Raw genomic sequence first — 17,944 nt, 5'->3', positions numbered from 1 at the left:
GTGATGAGTCATGCCTAAATTTCTAAAGAAACGCTGGCACGGCTATTATACCGTATGGGCGTTCATACTGCTGTTGCTACTAGTGATGTTGGTTACCATCTATAACTGGACGCTTGGTTTGATTAGTCTGATACTGGCTTCGGCGCTGGGAATCGTCATGATCAAGGCAGAACTCGCATTCCGCCGGGAGCTCAATGACTATATTAATGGCCTTACCATTCGTATTAAACGCATGGAAGGTGAAGCAGTTAGCATGCTTCCCTTCGGAATTGTGCTGTACAGCGAGGATCGTACGATAGAGTGGCATAACCGCTTCGTTGCAGAGATGTTCCATGAGAAGACGGTCGTCGGCAGTTCACTGCTTAACCTGTTCCCACATCTTCCCCAACCGAAGGAGAAGAAGGATAAGGATGGATCGAAAGAACCGACACCCAAGGAATTCCATGATGAATTCCAACTGGATGATCGGTATTACGGTGTAATTCACAACCCGCAGGAACGGTACGTATATGTGTACGAAATCACCGAGTTAGCTATTTTGCGGGACAAATATGAGAATGAACGCATTGCTCTGGGCATTCTTGTTCTGGACAATCTGGATGAGGCTGCTCAAGGCATGGATGATCAGCAACGTACAGCGCTTATTGCACGAGTTGCCAGTGAGATTACAGCCTGGGCGAAGCAATATGGCGTGTATCTCCGTCGCCTTTCATCGGATCGTTACTTGATGATGCTGAATCATAAGTCTCTGCAGGAACTTGAGCAGAGCCGGTTTGTTATTCTGGACGAAGTCCGGGAGATGACAGCCGATCTGAAAGTGCCAATGACGCTAAGCGTTGGACTTGCATCGGGCTCAGACAGCATCAGTGAGATGGGAGAACTGGCACAATCAAGTCTGGATATGGCACTCGGACGAGGCGGGGATCAAGCGGCTGTGAAGTCGGGTCAACGTTTATCGTTTTACGGTGGAAAGTCCAATGCAGTGGAGAAACGCACACGCGTTCGAGCGCGGGTAATTGCCCATGCCCTGCGGGACTTGATGCAGGAGAGTGACCGGGTAATCGTCATGGGGCACAAAATGCCGGATATGGACGCCATCGGTGCATCTATTGGGGTGTGGAAGGCAGCGAGTCTGTACAACGTTGAGGCTCGTATTGTGCTGGACGGGATGAATCCTTCTATTGAACGGCTGATGGAACAGGTCAACAAGGACGAGAAGCTATCCAAAGCTCTGATATCGCCGGAGCAAGCAACGCAGCTGATGACAGAGCACACACTGCTGGTTGTTGTGGATACCCATAAAGCTTCAATGACGATGGAACCTAAACTCGTGCAATCTGCAACACGTGTGGTCGTAGTGGATCATCATCGCCGGGGTGAGGAATTTATTAATGATGCAGTACTGATCTATCTGGAGCCCTATGCTTCATCTGCCGCCGAACTTGTGACGGAACTTCTGCAATATATTCACGAAAAGGTACAGTTTACTCCACTCGAAGCAACGGCACTTCTCGCCGGCATCACACTGGATACGAAACATTTTGCGTTGCATACGGGTTCGAGGACATTTGAAGCAGCTGGCTTCCTTCGTCGCAGTGGCGCAGATACCATTATGGTGCAGAAGCTGATGAAAGAGGATCTGTCAGAATATATTGCTAAGGCAGAAATCATAAAGCATGCTAAAATGGTATATGGGAACATTGCGCTGGCAGTTACGGGCCCAGGCAACAAGATTTCACAGATGATGATCGCCCAGGTGGCGGACACATTGTTGAACATGACCGACGTGGTCGCCTCATTTGTGATCAGTGAGCGTCCGGATGGACTGATTGGCATCAGCGCGAGATCACTGGGGCGCATGAATGTCCAGGTCGTTATGGAACGATTAGGTGGCGGCGGCCACTTAACGAATGCTGCGGTGCAGCTTGAAGGAACGCTGGGAGCAGCGGAGAAACGGCTGATGAACGTCCTGGCTGAAATCGAAAAGGAAGAGGGGTTATTCGAATGAAAGTCATTTTTATAAAAGATATGAAGGGTCAAGGCAAGAAGGGGCAAGTGAAGGAAGTATCGGAAGGGTACGCACAGAACTTCCTGTTGCCACGGGGAATTGTACGTCTAGCAACAGAAGGCAACATGAAAACACTGGATAATCAGAAGGCAGCTGAAGAAAGACTCAAGCAGGAAGAGAAAGCTGAAGCCGAAGTACTCGCGAAGAAGCTGGAAGCAGAAGTGACGGAACTCAAGGCAAAAGCAGGTGAAGGTGGCCGTCTGTTCGGCGCCATTACAAGCAAACAAATTGCGGAAGCCCTGGCCAAAAAAGGTCTGAAAATAGACAAGCGTAAAATCGAGCTGCATGATCCAATTCGTACGCTTGGTGTAACACAAGTGATCGTCAAGGTTCACCCTGAAGTGAAGGCAACCTTGAAGGTACAGGTCACGGAGGAGTAAGATGGGCGGCGAAATGTTATTCGACCGGATTCCCCCGCAGAACCTGGAAGCCGAACAGGCAGTGCTGGGTGCAATCCTGTTGCAGAGCGAAGCTCTGATTACAGCGATGGAACGGGTGCAAACCGAGGATTTCTACGATAAGCCCCATCAATTGATTTATGAAGCGATGATTCAGCTGGGTGAGGAAAATCAACCGATTGACCTTGTTACGTTGACTTCGCGCCTGAAGGATAAAGGCGAGCTGGAGGACATTGGTGGCGTCAGCTACCTTGCCAAGCTTGCACACGGTGTGCCAACAGCGGCCAACGTGGATTATTATGCGCAGATTATCGAAGAGAAATCGATGCTTCGTCGTCTGATTCGTACAGCTACGCAGATCGTAAGCGAAGGATACACAGGTGGAGAAGATGTCGCGGGCATGCTCGGCGAAGCAGAGCGCCGCATCTTGGAAATTTCCAACAGACGCTCCAGTAGTGGTTTTATCGCAATCCAGGATGTACTCATGGAAGTATTCGATAAAGTCGAGACGCTACATCAGAACCGGGGAACGACAACGGGAATCCCTTCCGGCTTCATCGATTTGGACAAGATGACTGCCGGATTCCAGCGTAGTGACTTGATTATTGTAGCGGCACGTCCATCTGTAGGTAAGACAGCCTTTGCTTTGAATATTGCTCAGAATGTAGGCATCAGGGCGCAAGAAACGGTAGCCATTTTCAGTCTGGAGATGTCCGCGGCACAGCTCGTACAACGTATGATCTGCGCCGAGGCCAACCTGGACGCGGGAGTTCTGCGTACAGGGGAATTCAAAGGTGATGAAGACTGGCAGAAGCTGACCATGGGTATTGCCGCTCTCAACGAAGCCAACATCTATATTGACGATACGCCAGGGATCACGGTAGCTGATATTCGTGCGAAATGCCGTCGTCTGAAAAAAGAGAAGGGTCTCGGTATGATTCTGATCGACTACCTTCAATTGATCAGTGGACGTGGAAAAGCCGGAGAAAATCGTCAACAAGAGGTATCGGAGATATCACGTACACTGAAGCAGATTGGCCGGGAACTGGAAGTTCCGGTTATCGCCTTGTCTCAGCTTAGCCGGGGTGTAGAGCAACGTCAGGATAAACGTCCGATGATGAGTGACTTGCGGGAATCGGGTTCGATCGAGCAAGATGCCGACATCGTGGCCTTCCTGTACCGGGATGATTACTATAACCAAGAAACCGAGAAGAAAAATATTATTGAGATCATTATTGCCAAACAGCGTAATGGTCCGGTAGGTACGGTAGAGCTGGTCTTCCTGAAAAACTTCAATAAATTCGTCAATTACGAGAGGGCGCATAATGATGCCTTCGCGATGTAGGGGATAGACTGCGATACTCTGAACAGGGGTACACAGGCTATCCGGTACAACCAGCAATCGGAGAATAACACGGCTGAATATCAGGATTCATACCTTATATAGCGTGAATGAAGGCAAATGTAAAAGTACCGGTGAATGCAGTCAACGTAAACCAGACTGGAATCACCGGTTTTTTGCTGTGAAATACGGCCATAATTCCGAACATTAAGTTAGTAGCTTATCAAATTGTTCGCCATTTCATTTGACTTTGAAAAAGGGGACTGGTACACTAATATTGCTGCGTTAAAGCAGCGCAAACCTTCCCTTGAATGTAACGGAAGGACATTTTTACTGTCCGTTAGCACGCTTCTCAGTCGGTTTATTGCGTAACATGCCTGCCGGGATAGAGGACGGACAGACCAATACAAAGGTGCGCAAGGCACCCACGGAGGTATGTTAACTATGTCAACGGTAGTTGTAGTGGGAACGCAATGGGGAGACGAAGGCAAAGGTAAAATCACGGATTATTTGGCCGAGAGCGCGGATGTGGTGGCTCGTTACCAAGGAGGTAACAACGCAGGTCATACAATCCTAATCGACAACAAAAAGTATAAATTGACGATGATTCCATCGGGTATCTTTTACACAGACAAAGCTTGTGTGATTGGTAACGGTATGGTTATCAACCCGAAGGCACTTATCGAAGAAATTAATTATATTCATGATAACGGTTTTACAACGAAGAACCTGTCCATCAGCGAGCGTGCACATATCATCCTGCCTTATCATATGGTTCTGGATGCGCTGGAGGAAGAGAGTAAAGGACCGAACAAAATCGGTACAACCGGCAAAGGGATCGGCCCTTGTTACATGGACAAATCTGCCCGGATCGGTATCCGCATGGTGGATCTGCTGGATGCAGAAGATTTTGAATTGAAGCTGCGTCACCTGGTTAAAGAGAAAAATCGTGTCATCGAGCAAGTATACAATGGTACTCCGGTGGATGTGGAAGAGATTCTGAAAGATTACCTCGGCTATGCAGAAATTCTTCGTCCATATGTGAAGGATACATCGGTTGTGCTGAATGATTCCATTGATGAGAATAAAAAAGTACTGTTTGAAGGCGCACAAGGTGTGATGCTGGACCTGGACCAAGGTACATATCCATATGTAACTTCCTCCAATCCGTCTGCAGGCGGCGTATGTATCGGTTCTGGTGTTGGGCCAGCACGCATTCAGCAAGTTATTGGCGTAGCGAAAGCATATACAACTCGTGTAGGTGACGGCCCATTCCCAACCGAATTGCACGATGCGATCGGCGACCAGATTCGTGAGACAGGCCATGAGTACGGAACAGTAACTGGACGTCCACGTCGTGTGGGCTGGTTTGACAGTGTGGTTGTTCGTCACGCTCGTCGTGTAAGTGGCATCACAGGGCTGTCATTGAACTCTTTGGACGTTATGACAGGTCTGGATACCGTGAAAATCTGCACAGGTTATAAATTCCGTGGTGAAGTTATCACTCACTATCCGGCAAGCCTCAAAATGCTGGCTGAATGTGAAGCCGTATACGAAGAAATGCCAGGTTGGAGCGAGGACATTACAGGAGCGAAGAAGCTGGAAGACTTGCCGGTGAACACACAGAACTACGTGAAGCGTGTATCTGAACTGACAGGCATTCCTATTGCGATCTTCTCTGTAGGCCGTAACCGTGAGCAGACAAATCAGGTTCTGCCAATCTACGTATAACATGATATTTGAATGACAGATACACCTCCAGTTGTTGCTGCCCAGCAGCGACTGGAGGTTTTTTTGTGTCTGTTTCGATATAATCCCGAGATTTCCGTCAATACTGGCTAACAGGATATACGTTGAACGAATGATATGTATATGGAGGGAGAGAAACAGAGATGAAGTTACTGATGTGGTTTGTCAAAATGGTACTTATCGTGTTGCTGGTCAGTTCACTGACATTGCTTACGACAGGTTTAATTGTGCAATCGTATGCCAAGTCATTACTTGCTAGTTTTAATATACAGTGGGAAGGTCAGCCTATGGGTTTGATGGGTATGTTCCAGGGGGCCTTGGGCAGCAAGCAGTCCAGTGAGGGAGAAAAGTCCGGGGGTACGTCTACGGATCAGCCGACGGGAACGGAAGAGGAAAAAGCTCCGGAGAATTCAATTTCGGTGATGGGTAACGGAACGACGAACTCCGGAACATCTAGCAACGATGAAACGGGTGGATCAGGGACAAGCGGTGATTCTGGCAATGGAGTAGTAGATGGCAACGGAACAGCGGCTGGAGGTGACACGCCAAGTGGTCAGGGAGCCAACAGTAACGATACGACGGGCAATGATGCAATCATTGTTACACCAGATGACATTACAGGTGCCAAAGACAAACTGCCAACGAAGGAAAAAGAACGTATTTTCACGCTGTTGATGAACAAGCTACCCCAAAAGGAAATGCAACAGATCTCAGGAGCGATGGAGGGTGGACTGACCGAGCAGGAACTGCGAGAGATTGAACAGGTGATCTCGAAGTATCTTACGAGTGAAGAATACGATGATTTGATGCAAGTATTGCAAGCGGAATAAGTAGGCATGCTGCAACTTCTTAGCCCTGCATCCTCCAACTAGAACGACCAGTTAAACTGGATAAATGAAACATCCATGTTGAAATTCACGACACTTTTCCCATATAATTGCCTGAATTAGTAGAGAAACGTACCTACCCAGGAGGAAGAGTATATGAGAATGAACCGTAAAGAACACGATATATAACAACAGAACCTCTCCTTAACACCGGATCTCAGGCCGAGGAGTCGTGGCCCTCCGTTCATGCCTTTGTACCAGAGGTACGTTGTACCGATACCGGAGAAGAGCATGAAAATGGACTATTGGAGGCCTAATAACTATGAATACATCGAATAATACAGGTGTTAAAAATACGATAAATACATCATCAATGATACCGACTGAACAACTTGCTGAAATGAAGAAACGATTTGAGCAAGGATTGAAGGAAGCAGAACAGCCTTTCCATGGTTGGGATTTTGGATATATTACGGGTACCGAACGGATGCAGAGTGGCATGTTGCCCTGGTCTTACGGGGAGATGGCACGGAGTTGCATGCAGGATAAGAAGCGAATGCTGGATATGGGCACAGGCGGTGGCGAGCTGCTGTCGAGTCTGTATCCGTTACCGCCATACACCTGTGCAACGGAAGGATATGCCCCAAATATAGCGATTGCGAAGGATCGTCTTAGCCCGTTAGGCGTAAATGTATATCCTGTAACGGAGGATACGCAGCTTCCTTTTGCAGATGGGGAGTTTGATCTAATTCTCAATCGGCATGAATCGTATGATCCACGGGAAGTCTGGCGCGTGCTTTCAGAAGGTGGAGTGTTTCTGACACAGCAGGTAGGTTGGTCGGACTGCCTTGAGATTAATGATCGATTAGGCATTCCGATGCCATCTGATTATGCTGGGTGGGAACTGGATTTCGCTGTAGATCAGTTGGTGAAAAACGGTTTCCACATCTGGAACCAGCGTGAAGCTACGCCTGTACAGCGTTTCTATGATATCGGGGCACTGGTTTATTATCTAAACACCATCCCTTGGCAAGTACCTGATTTTACGGCGGAACGATTCCGTGATCCATTATGGGAGATTCATCTGGAGATGGAGCGGCATGGATTCTGGGAAGTGCAACAAAAGCGGTTTATCATAGGTGCAACCAAGTATAAGCGAAAATGAATCTTGCTTTAGGCGTGATGAGCCTGCCAGACTAAGAATAGAACAAGTCGATTTTAATCCTTCATCAGAGGTACTCTGATGGGGGATTTTTTTGTATTTACATGAAAAATTGAATGCAATTCAGTAGGTCTTAGAACCTAGTCTTAGATTGAGATAAAAAGTACATAGTATAACTGAAGTTGAGGCATAATGGGTGATGGAACAGACGCTCTATGCAATGGATATATCAGGGAAACCAGATAGGACGCGGCTTTGCGTTGTAAGGATAAGAGTTGAAATGACTGTAAAACCTGTGTTAAAGTATACGGGTGTGATAAAAGGTTAAAATTTTGACACTTTTAAGAGCACAGCTAAAGTCCTGTTTTTTCAAATCATCATAATAATGAACTTACTTGCATAAGACTCACCGTGAGGTGAAGTCCGACTAAAAATGCGGATTAAGAAGTACTGAAAAGGAGAGAATCATGAAAGGTTTCAGAGGCAAACGCCAACCGGATCAACACCGGGTACACGAACAATCCGGGGAACACCGGACGGCCGAAGACAAAAACAGCATGAGCATGTCCAACTTCAGTTCAAATAAGAAAAGAATTTTGTCATCGCGCAAATGGATCATTACCGCAACTTGTGGCATTCTGATTGCAGCATCGGTTGGATTCGGAGTTAAGCAATATGTGGCATCCAATACGGTTCCTTATTATAAGGTAATAGTCAAAGGCATTGAAGTTGGAACCATTGCCAATGAGGCACAACTTCAGCAGCTGTTCGCGAAGAAAACCGAAGAATATCGGGAGAAGTATCCGGATGCAGAGATGGTGCTGAACACAGACGGGATCACAACGGAAACGGTAAGGGCATATAAACCCGAAGTGAACAGCGAGCAAACGCTGGACAAATTGGGCAACATGTTAACGGCTTACGCTAAAGGCGTGGAGCTTAAAGTGAACGGTGAAGTCGTCGGCATTGTGAAGGATCAGGAAACGGCAGACAAGATCCTGCAACAAGTACAGAGCAAATACATACCGGCATCGGCTGTACGAAGCTCACTGAAAACCAAGTCGGTATCGGCTAATTCCTCCAAAAAAGATAACGGGCCGAGTACAACGTTAAAATCCGTAGACATCAAGGAAGAAGTGACAACGGATACGGTGAAGGCGGACCCGAATAAAATATGGGATGTGTCCGAGGCGGTTAAAGCTTTAACCGTTGGTAAAGACGCGCCTGTTATTTACGCGGTTCGAGAAGGAGATACCATCTCTTCGATCGCAGCTAAATATGAAATTACGCAAAGCGAGATTCGCAAACATAACCCGGGTATCAAGGAGACATCGCTCCAGATCGGACAAGAGTTGACTCTGACGGTACCGAAGCCAGCAATCACAGTTAAATCGGTGGAACAAGTGGTAGAGCAGATTGAAGTGAAACCACAGGTTGAGGTGCGCAAAAGCGCTGAACTGAAGGCAGGTACGACGAAAGTGGTTCGTCCAGGCCAAAGCGGGTTGAAAAATATGCAGTATCGTATCACCAAGGAAAACGGCGAAGTCGTTCGTGAAGAATGGTTGGGTCAGGAAGTCCTCAAAACAGCCGTGACTGAGGTTGTCTTGAGCGGAACCAAAGTGGTTGGCGAAGGCACAGGACAGTTTGCATGGCCTGTATCCAATGCGACCATGAGTAGCAGCTTCGGTCAACGCTGGGGGCGTCAGCACAAAGGTGTCGATCTGGTCGGTAATCGCGATGTGAAATCTGCAGATGAAGGTGTAGTTACTTTTGCAGGACAAAAGAGCGGTTATGGGAATGTTATCATTATTAACCATCGCAATGGATATGAAACACTCTACGGCCACTTGAATAGCATCGGCGTTGATGTTGGCCAGGTGGTAGAGAAGGGTGACAGCATTGGCGTTATGGGCAATACCGGACGTTCTACAGGAACACATCTGCATTTTGAAATTTTGAAAAATGGCTCAGCAGAAAATCCAATGACCTATCTGAATTAGAGATAGGCCACGAGATTGAGTATAGGACACAAGGCATCACGTCATGATGCTGAGATCAGAACAAGGCCCGCTGTATAGCTGGCCTTGTTTTTTGGTGTGAAATATTTTTACAGGAAACGGCTTCCAAGAGGGGGATCGGGATGTGACGGTGCCTCAGGTATGTTAAACTAGAGAGTATAAGTCGTTGACTATATTCAACACACAACACGATATGGATTATAAGCAATAGAATAGATTAGAGAGACAGCGCCAGTGGCGGATTAAGCAGGATATAGGGGTGAATTCAGCCGATGCAGGGGAAGATTTTGGTGGTGGACGACGAGCAACCCATCGCAGATATTCTGAAGTTTAATTTGGAAAAAGAGGGATACGAGGTCATCTGTGCGTTTGATGGTATTCGAGCGGTCGAACTGGCGTTATCCGAGAAACCGGATCTCATGCTTCTGGATCTGATGCTTCCGGGCAAGGACGGGATGGATGTATGCCGCGAGGTGCGTGCTCATCTGGAGATCCCCATTATTATGCTGACAGCCAAAGATGGAGAGATCGATAAGGTTCTGGGTCTGGAGCTAGGTGCAGATGATTATGTAACCAAACCTTTTAGCACAAGGGAGTTGCTTGCGCGGGTCAAGGCTCAGATGCGCAGACAGCAGAAACCCGCAACGATTGTGGAAGCGCCAGAGGAAGAAGGGAAGCAGATCCTGCGGCTGTTTGATCTGGCTTTTGATATGGACATGTATACGGCGTACAAGGGCGGGGAACCGCTTGATCTGACGCATCGGGAATACGAGCTGCTCTATTATATGGCTAAGCATTCAGGCAAAGTTATGACACGAGAGCATCTATTGCAAGCCGTATGGGGATACGAGTATTTTGGAGATGTGCGTACAGTGGATGTGACCATCCGCAGGCTGCGGGAGAAGATTGAAGAAAATCCGAGCAAGCCGGAAACAATTCTGACTCGCCGGGGACTTGGTTATCTCGTGCGCAGTGCCAAAAGCGTGGGGATATAATGGGCCGATTCTCGCAATTTTCGTTCTTTCGAACGATTCAGGCGAAATTAATTATTATATATGTGCTGCTGATTCTAATTGCGATGCAATTGATCGGCGTTTATTTTGTAAGTGCAATGAAGAACTCGCTGACTAGCAACTTCACGGAGGATTTGCAAGCACGGGCAGAGATGCTGTCGGTGTTAGTGGGTCAGACGATGGCTGGTGGAGAGGCAGAGGCTGGAGAGGACAAAACGGAAAACCTGCGTGTGCTGGTAAACAATTTGTTTAACATCAACGGTGCCGAGATTCAGGTGCTGGATGCCAGTGGCAAGGTTCTTACCACCTCTCTAAGTTCACATTCTGATTATATCGGGCGAAAAAATACTCAGACCGTTGTCAGCCGTGCGTTACAAGGCATTCGGGATAATGAGGAATACATCGTAGACGAGGATAATGTTCGCAAAAAAGTTGTAGCCAAGCCGGTATTATCCGGTGGCAAAATTATTGGTGCGGTCTACATCGCCGCTTCGATGAACGAGCTGTACGCAACGATGGAGGGCATTAACAAGATTTTCATTTCCGGTATTCTGATAGCCCTGGTGTTAACGGCGGTGCTAGGTGTTATTCTGTCACATACAATTACCCAGCCGATTAAGGAAGTGACGAGGCGGGCAACCGCGGTTGCGGAAGGAAACTTTGATCAGCAGACACCGGTATTTGGGACAGATGAGATCGGTCAGCTTAGTCAGGCCTTTAACTATATGACCAGCAGGTTGCGAGATGCTCTTTCCCAGAACGAAGAGGAGAAGGAGAAGCTGACCTCCATCCTGACCAATATGAGTGATGGTGTTGTTGCGACAGATGAGTATGGCAAGGTCATTCTCGTTAACCGCCGTGCCAGCAGCATTCTGGGCATGCGTCCATCGGATATCGAAGGCCGGCATTTTGCCGTCCTGCTGGGTATTGATCCGGAGGATGCGGAAGTGCTGGCAAGTGGTTTCACCGGCTCAACATTGCTCCAGATTGCTCCGGCAGGTCAGGAGGAGCCGGTCGTGATTCGTATGACGTTCACGCCCGTGCACCGGCGGGAGCTAGGAATCACCGGTACGATTGCAGTGCTTCAGGATGTAACGGAGCAGGAAGAGCTGGAAAACTCCCGGCGTGAGTTCGTAGCGAATGTATCACATGAGCTGCGTACACCGCTGACCACGATTAAAAGTTACGCCGAAGCGCTGGATGACGGGGCATTGGAAGATCCACAACTAGCGGGACGTTTTGTCGGTGTTATTCAAAATGAGACCGAGCGCATGATCCGTTTGGTGACCGATCTATTGCACCTGTCCAGACTGGATTCCAAAGAAGCGTTGCTGCGCAAGCAGCCTATCGATATTTTGGAGATGCTGGAGGAAGTGACAGACCGGTTCTCCTTCCAGATGCACCAGAAGGATATTCAGTCTGTCCTGTCTGTGGAGAATGACATTCCAGCAGTTCCGCTGGATCGGGATCAGATTGATCAGGTCCTGGATAACGTGGTATCCAATGCGCTGAAGTATACGCTGGAGGGCGGCACCATTACGATTGCCGCCCGGCGCAGCGATGAGCATACAATAGCCATCTCCGTATCTGACACAGGTATGGGTATTCCGCAGCGTGATCTGGATCGGATATTTGAACGTTTTTACCGCGTTGACAAAGCACGCTCTCGCAGCATGGGGGGCACAGGACTTGGATTGTCCATTGCCCGGGAAATTGTAAAAGCTCATGATGGTAGCATCTCTCTGGAGTCTGAGGTAGACGTTGGCACAACGGTAACATTCACATTGCCAATGCGTGATAAGGGAGGTGAGCACCTTGAAGGAACGGATTAAATCTCTGGTGCTCGCTTCACTGGTTGCAGCCAGTCTGATCCAGAGTTACTTCCTGATCTATCGCCTTCCTGGGGGCGGTGACTCTGTGGTGACCTCGGAGACAAACTACGTGAAGACCGAAAATATGGGTCAAGAGCGCAATATTGAGGAGTTAATTTTCCCGAATCAGATGATTATTCATCTGGGTCAGGATAAACATACGGTGTTCTATCCGGGCAACACGTTCTATCAATTAATCTATTCTAGGCTGAAAGGCCGCACGTTCGAGGATTTTCAGCGTCGTAATGTGCAGTCAGTGAATTGGGACCAGATCCGTAAGGAGAGCCCTGGCTTCGAATTGTCATTTAAGGAAGGCATGCCGGTGGCTTTGTTACAGCGCGTGATGCGTTTGGGCACGGATTCGCTTTTTCAGGGAGAGACAATCAACCGCATTGCCATATACACCACTCCAGACGAGACAAAGGCTCATGCGCTGTTTTTCAGTGCCAAGGGAGATGTGGTCTATGAGGCTACCCAGGCAGATTTGACAGTGCAGGATGTGCAGCAACATGTCGATTTTGGGACGAGCTGGACACCATATACGCTGATGGAAGGCGGGTATTACATTCCGGCGCAGGCACTGGATACGATTGAGGCGGATGTGCCGACAGGACAGTTCACGGTAGAGCAGATGCAGCGCAGTCTGTTTTTTGATCCGAGCATGACCCGGAATATTCGGGAAAAGGATGGATCAGAGATCTATACGGATAGCAAACGTAGTCTGCAAGTGAAGCAGGAGCAGCGCTGGATTAGCTATACAGACCCGGCAGCACCGCCTGCAGGGCAGAGTGATGCGTCCAAGGATGCGCTGTCTGCGGTAGATTTCGTCAATCAGCATGGGGGCTGGAAAGGACGTTCCCGCATGATGCTGAGATCGGCTGACAACAAAACGCAGCTTCAGTTCCAGCAGTATTACGGCAGTTTTCCCATCTTAGATTCGATGCAATTCCGTTTCGGCATGATCAACATGGAGATGCAGCAGGAGACCGTGTCGAGTTATGAACGGTCCTTGGAATATCTCAACGAAGGTGCGGAGACGAAGAAGTCGATCAAGCTGCCCGGCGGGGATAAACTGAAAAACTTGATACGCAAAGTAGCTGGTGGAAATCGCAAAGTCGTGGATGTATATCCGGCATATCGTCCATCTACCATAGAGGATGGGCTGAAGCTGATCCCCGTCTGGGTGATCCGTTTTGGCAACGGTGAGGAAACGACGGTGTCTTAGCAGAACACAAGAAGGATGTTATCCTTCTATAAACAGGAAAATTAGAAGCTGGGACTAAATCGAAAGCATTTATGCGCGGCTGGAATTCTAACGATCACCAGAGACGTTATATGCTAGACTTGCGACGTTTTGAAAACCTAACGATCACCACAGACGCTATTTCGGTGGAAATGAGCTAATTATGGCTGAAAAGTCTGAATTTACGCGAAATAAGGCTTCTCCTGATCGTTAGAATTAAAATGAGCCTGAAATGAGGCAAATAAGGTTCCTGGTGATCGTTAGCCTGAAGGGGCCATCGGCATAGAGGTAAACAAAGCCAAGCCAAAACAAGTCAAACCAAGCCAAGCAAAACCAAAGTCACATAAGCCAAAACGAGACAAAACGAGCTCAAACAAACTCTAAGTAGCTGAACAAGAAGGCGAAACGTGTGCCTGGCTACGGGTTATTAGGATACGAGGCTGCGTTGGCAACGTGGAAGCAAGGATATATTAGGCGATCAGGTAAATAAGGAGGTGAATGGTCTGGATTGGGGACGAGCGAAAAATGTATTAATTTATGCATTTCTGCTGCTGAATCTGGTGCTGGGATATCAGATCTGGATGGATGCGCGGGAGACGGCCGGAGCCAATCTGGACTTCACCTCGCTCGCAGATAATACACAGCAGGCGATGGAAGAGAAGGGCATCCAGGTGCTGGCACCAATTCCAAATGAGACTCCGAAGCTGCCGAAGCTGTCCTATGAGTTTAACGAAGAGGACAAGTCGGGTATGGAAGTGGAGCTGGAGGAGCCGGTGGACAGCAAGCTGATCTTCTCGCCAAGCGAGCTCGCGGACGCGCTGCAGGCGGAGATTCCGCAAATCGGCACGTACCGGCTGGATCAGCTGATGGCGGAAGATGGGGCTTTTGTGCTCCACCCGCTGGTGGACGGCAAATGGCCGCTCTTTAACGTGAGTCTGGAGCTGTTCTACAGCGATCAGAAAATCACGGGTTATCATCAGACTCCCGTGCGGATTACCACCGCCGAGGAGAGCGATCAGCAGGTACTTCCGGCGTCAAAGGCGCTGGGAACGCTGATCGAAAACTTTTTGCCAAACAATGCAATTGTGAAAGACATACAGCTGGGCTACTACGGCCAGTTGTTCAATTCAGATATACAGGTAGCGATGCCGGCATGGCGGTTCGTGCTGGAAAGTGGCGAAGTGTTGTACGTGCAGGGCATCAGCGGGGATGTATTCAGTCCCAAGTCAGATAAACCAGGGGAGTAATGCGTTATGGGGATATATTTTACGGTGTTATCCAGTGGTTCGACAGGTAATGCCACAGTCATTCAGCATGGGGGGACCTCACTCATGATTGATGCGGGTCTTAGCGCGAAGCGGCTGGAGGCATTATTTCTGGAACGGGAGATTTCGGGAATCGAACTGGATGGCATTCTGGTGACACATGAACATTCGGATCATATTAAAGGACTAGGCGCGATGTCTCGGAAATATAATTTACCAATCTATGCAAATACGAATACGTGGGCGGCTTTAGAGAAGTCGATCGGAGCGATTCCGGAGGAGAACCGGCGGATTTTTGAAACGGGTGAAAAGCATGATTTTGGCTCGCTGCGCGTAGAGTCGTTCGGCATTTCGCACGATGCGGCTGAACCGGTAGGTTACACGTTCGACGATGGCAGCGAGAAGCTATCCGTGGCAACAGACCTTGGATATATGAGCGACAAGGTTCGCGATGCGATCTCGGACTCGGATGTGCTCGTGCTGGAGGCGAATCATGATGTCGAATTGCTGCGCATGGGGCGGTATCCGTGGAACACCAAGCGCCGGATTCTGAGTGACATCGGGCATTTGTCGAACGAAGCCGCGGGTGCGGCGCTTAGTGAACTGATGAACGGACGCATCAAGCGAACGTATCTGGCACATCTCAGCCGGGATCATAATATGATGGATTTGGCTAAAATGTCGGTGCGTGACGCGATGGAAAGCCGCGGCTGTTTTTATCGGGATCATGAGTTCAAGCTCTGTGATACGTATTATGATCGACCTACACCATGGGATAGGGTGGGTGAGCCATAAAGCTGTCCAGTTCGGCGGCTTTGCGCTCCACTTCCTCGCGCGTGAGGATGCCTTTATCGATAAGCAGTTCAATGATGGTGCTGAGCGCCAGTGTGTTACAGTAATGTTCTTCTTTGAGATCAGCCAGCTTGGCCGCCATATGAACTTCGTCCATAGCCGTGAGTGTTCGTGTACGTTCCATTGGGGAATCCTCCTTCATTCTATGAAGCTTTGAATTGTTCTTTTACTATTATTGTAGTCAGGCTGGGGGGAAAACATTCCTCTTTTTGCCGCTAACATTCTCTGGGCAGGATGTGTATGCTGAAACTGACCCTCTTTTGCCTGGAACTCGGAGTGGAAATGGCTTGAAAAAGTTTAATGAATTCGAGAGAACTGCGCTTAGCACACCCCGTTTTGTGGTGATAGATAGTATGAACCTTTATTGTTAAGGGAGTTATCGCGAAAATTTACGTTTATTTACGTAATTATGCAACTTTTTGGGATATAAAGTGTTTAGTATATAAGGAGTATTATGATTTTGGCTGTTTTTGCGTATGAAATGGAATCTCGAATCTCGCAATAGGCGAGAGCATAATTGATAGAGCACACGGATGCAGTGCCATCCTGTTGTATATATACGTTGTTCCCGGTCTGGTTCCGGGATGCGGCGATGTGCAAGACCATTTTGTGAAAATGCAAAAAAGGCATGGGGTAACGTAGACGATTATCGTTATACCATGTTATAACTTGGGCGGCAGTCAGGGTCTTGATGCGTGACAACGAAGGGGAGAGGATCACGATGGGATTGTTTGGAGACGATTTTTATTCAACCAAGGTATCAAGACGCGCCGAACCTGAACAGAAAGGCAAACTTCAGATCATCCGCCCGGGAGGCGGAAGACGCGCACGTGATCGCTGGAGCAATCCGCGTAAATCGCGCTCGGAATTCAGTTCTACCGTTAAGGTAGCCGTGATCAGTTCGGTAATCAGCTCCATCGTGACGGTCACGCTGTTCAGCTTCATCAGCCAGCCTGCATCTCAATTGCCTCTGGCGAATGCGGCAGGTCAAGGTGGTGGAACTGCACAGACCGCACAGGTCGCTGACCCGTATGACCGCATCATCAATGCTGCGGCAGAAGTACGTCCTTCGGTCGTCAGCATCGTGAATCATAAAACAGGCAGCAGCCTGTCGATGGAAGATTCCGCGCTGGGGTCCGGGGTTATTTTCAAAAAAGAAGATGGCAAAGCCTACATTATGACCAATCACCACGTCGTGGAAGGTGCCAGTGATCTGGAGATCGTGACGGTGGACGGGGAAACACATAAAGCCAAGTTGGTAGGTAAAGACCGGGTGAGCGACATTGCGGTACTATCAACGGACGATAAAGGCCTAGGAGCCGCGGCGGAAATCGGTGATTCCAGCAAGCTGCAACGCGGCCAGACGGTACTGGCAATCGGTAATCCGCTGGGTCTTGGTGGTACGCTGACATCGGGGATCGTTAGTTATACGGATCGGATTTTGCCCGTATCGATTAATCAGGACGGGGTATACGACTGGGAGCAAAACGTTATTCAGACAGATGCAGCCATTAATGAAGGCAACAGCGGCGGAGCACTGGTTGATCTGAACGGCAAGGTTGTAGGCATCAACACGATGAAAATTTCGGATACCGGCGTTGAGGGTCTCGGCTTCGCGATTCCGATGAACGAAGTGATGAAAACGGTGGATTCCCTTTTGCTGAACGGCAAAGTATCCCGTCCTTATCTTGGCGTGTACACCGTTGATCTGAGCAATCCGTATGCTCCACTGGATGATGATCAGCGCAAGGACCTCAAACTGCCATCCCACGTGGATAGCGGTGTAGTCGTATTAGAGGCTTCCGGCCCGGCATCCGAGGCAGGTATGAAGCTGAACGATGTGATTACGGAATTTGATGGGCAAAAAATTACCTCCACGCTGGACCTGCGGAAATTCCTGTACGATAAGAAAAAGATCGGCGATACCCTAGAGATTTCGTTCTATCGGGATGGTAAAGCGGAGAAGATCTCTGTGAAGCTGACCGATAAACCGGAGTAAGACTGCCGAGCTAATGAAGTTTGTGGGGCTGTGACAGTAGGGTAAGATGTGCAGGTTGTTTTCACTGAAATGATCATATGTCATGGAACATGGTCATACTGATAAAGTGATCATGAGACAAGATGAGAGTAGAGAGA

14 protein-coding genes are annotated in these 17,944 nt (G+C 48.6%); 13 read left to right on the top strand and 1 reads right to left on the bottom strand.

Features of this window, described 5'->3' with window-relative positions; all coding sequences use genetic code 11:
- The first annotated feature begins 10 nt into the window (after positions 1–10).
- The 12 genes from M3629_RS16745 (at position 11) to M3629_RS16690 (ending at position 15,751) form a co-directional block, all read left to right on the top strand.
- On the top strand, positions 11–2,008 hold the full coding sequence (locus M3629_RS16745; RefSeq protein ID WP_251508531.1) for a DHH family phosphoesterase: 1,998 nt from the start codon (positions 11–13) through the stop codon (positions 2,006–2,008).
- Positions 2,005–2,448: a 50S ribosomal protein L9 gene (gene rplI, locus M3629_RS16740; RefSeq protein ID WP_251508529.1), complete on the top strand. Its 444-nt coding sequence runs from the start codon at positions 2,005–2,007 to the stop codon at positions 2,446–2,448. Before M3629_RS16745 ends, rplI begins: the two co-directional genes overlap by 4 nt.
- Position 2,449: 1 nt before the next feature.
- A complete protein-coding gene (dnaB, locus tag M3629_RS16735; protein WP_251508527.1) occupies positions 2,450–3,811 on the top strand; it encodes a replicative DNA helicase in 1,362 nt (453 codons plus the stop codon).
- A gap of 441 nt (positions 3,812–4,252) precedes the next feature.
- Positions 4,253–5,539, top strand: coding sequence for an adenylosuccinate synthase (locus M3629_RS16730; protein ID WP_090923571.1), 1,287 nt, complete (start codon positions 4,253–4,255; stop codon positions 5,537–5,539).
- A 161-nt stretch (positions 5,540–5,700) separates the two neighbouring features.
- Positions 5,701–6,387: a hypothetical protein gene (locus M3629_RS16725; RefSeq protein ID WP_251508525.1), complete on the top strand. Its 687-nt coding sequence runs from the start codon at positions 5,701–5,703 to the stop codon at positions 6,385–6,387.
- Positions 6,388–6,784: 397 nt separating this feature from the next.
- Entirely contained in the window at positions 6,785–7,549 is a 765-nt protein-coding gene (locus M3629_RS16720) for a class I SAM-dependent methyltransferase (RefSeq protein ID WP_251508645.1), read from the top strand.
- Positions 7,550–8,013: 464 nt separating this feature from the next.
- Positions 8,014–9,546, top strand: a complete 1,533-nt coding sequence (locus M3629_RS16715; protein WP_251508523.1) for a peptidoglycan DD-metalloendopeptidase family protein — start codon at positions 8,014–8,016, stop codon at positions 9,544–9,546.
- 290 nt (positions 9,547–9,836) lie between these two features.
- The gene (gene yycF, locus M3629_RS16710; protein ID WP_251508521.1) at positions 9,837–10,559 is read left to right on the top strand and encodes a response regulator YycF; all 723 of its coding nucleotides are present in this window, start codon (positions 9,837–9,839) and stop codon (positions 10,557–10,559) included.
- On the top strand, positions 10,559–12,409 hold the full coding sequence (gene walK / locus M3629_RS16705; RefSeq protein ID WP_251508519.1) for a cell wall metabolism sensor histidine kinase WalK: 1,851 nt from the start codon (positions 10,559–10,561) through the stop codon (positions 12,407–12,409). Before yycF ends, walK begins: the two co-directional genes overlap by 1 nt.
- Positions 12,393–13,673: a YycH family regulatory protein gene (locus tag M3629_RS16700; RefSeq protein WP_251508516.1), complete on the top strand. Its 1,281-nt coding sequence runs from the start codon at positions 12,393–12,395 to the stop codon at positions 13,671–13,673. The genes walK and M3629_RS16700 overlap by 17 nt, the downstream gene beginning before the upstream one ends.
- 521 nt (positions 13,674–14,194) lie before the next feature.
- Positions 14,195–14,938 (top strand): two-component system regulatory protein YycI, encoded by a 744-nt coding sequence (gene yycI / locus M3629_RS16695; protein WP_251508643.1) that lies wholly within the window; start codon positions 14,195–14,197, stop codon positions 14,936–14,938.
- 6 nt (positions 14,939–14,944) lie between these two features.
- Positions 14,945–15,751 carry an MBL fold metallo-hydrolase gene (locus M3629_RS16690; RefSeq protein ID WP_251508514.1) on the top strand — a complete coding sequence of 269 codons (807 nt, stop codon included), beginning with the start codon at positions 14,945–14,947 and terminating at the stop codon, positions 15,749–15,751.
- Here the strand turns inward: M3629_RS16690 and M3629_RS16685 are convergent.
- Positions 15,720–15,932, bottom strand: coding sequence for a hypothetical protein (locus tag M3629_RS16685; protein WP_251508512.1), 213 nt, complete (start codon positions 15,930–15,932; stop codon positions 15,720–15,722). The genes M3629_RS16690 and M3629_RS16685 overlap by 32 nt on opposite strands.
- Before the next feature lie 597 nt (positions 15,933–16,529).
- On the opposite strand from M3629_RS16685, the gene M3629_RS16680 reads away from it, so the two are divergent.
- A complete protein-coding gene (locus M3629_RS16680; protein ID WP_251508510.1) occupies positions 16,530–17,807 on the top strand; it encodes a S1C family serine protease in 1,278 nt (425 codons plus the stop codon).
- The last annotated feature ends 137 nt before the right edge of the window (positions 17,808–17,944 follow it).

It is taken from the genome of Paenibacillus polysaccharolyticus, assembly GCF_023714295.1.
GTDB lineage: Bacteria > Bacillota > Bacilli > Paenibacillales > Paenibacillaceae > Paenibacillus > Paenibacillus polysaccharolyticus_A.
Note: the sequence above shows the minus strand (reverse complement) of the source record. Positions and strands in the feature narration are given on the sequence as shown.

Excerpts from the sequence above, each read along its gene's own strand:
- M3629_RS16745 (WP_251508531.1), top strand. The coding sequence starts at position 11 with ATGCCTAAATTTCTAAAGAAACGCTGGCACGGCTATTATACCGTATGG.
- rplI (WP_251508529.1), top strand. The coding sequence starts at position 2,005 with ATGAAAGTCATTTTTATAAAAGATATGAAGGGTCAAGGCAAGAAGGGG.
- dnaB (WP_251508527.1), top strand. The coding sequence starts at position 2,450 with ATGGGCGGCGAAATGTTATTCGACCGGATTCCCCCGCAGAACCTGGAA.
- M3629_RS16730 (WP_090923571.1), top strand. The coding sequence starts at position 4,253 with ATGTCAACGGTAGTTGTAGTGGGAACGCAATGGGGAGACGAAGGCAAA.
- M3629_RS16725 (WP_251508525.1), top strand. The coding sequence starts at position 5,701 with ATGAAGTTACTGATGTGGTTTGTCAAAATGGTACTTATCGTGTTGCTG.
- M3629_RS16720 (WP_251508645.1), top strand. The coding sequence starts at position 6,785 with ATGAAGAAACGATTTGAGCAAGGATTGAAGGAAGCAGAACAGCCTTTC.
- M3629_RS16715 (WP_251508523.1), top strand. The coding sequence starts at position 8,014 with ATGAAAGGTTTCAGAGGCAAACGCCAACCGGATCAACACCGGGTACAC.
- yycF (WP_251508521.1), top strand. The coding sequence starts at position 9,837 with ATGCAGGGGAAGATTTTGGTGGTGGACGACGAGCAACCCATCGCAGAT.
- walK (WP_251508519.1), top strand. The coding sequence starts at position 10,559 with ATGGGCCGATTCTCGCAATTTTCGTTCTTTCGAACGATTCAGGCGAAA.
- M3629_RS16690 (WP_251508514.1), top strand. The coding sequence starts at position 14,945 with ATGGGGATATATTTTACGGTGTTATCCAGTGGTTCGACAGGTAATGCC.
- M3629_RS16685 (WP_251508512.1), bottom strand. The coding sequence starts at position 15,932 with ATGGAACGTACACGAACACTCACGGCTATGGACGAAGTTCATATGGCG.
- M3629_RS16680 (WP_251508510.1), top strand. The coding sequence starts at position 16,530 with ATGGGATTGTTTGGAGACGATTTTTATTCAACCAAGGTATCAAGACGC.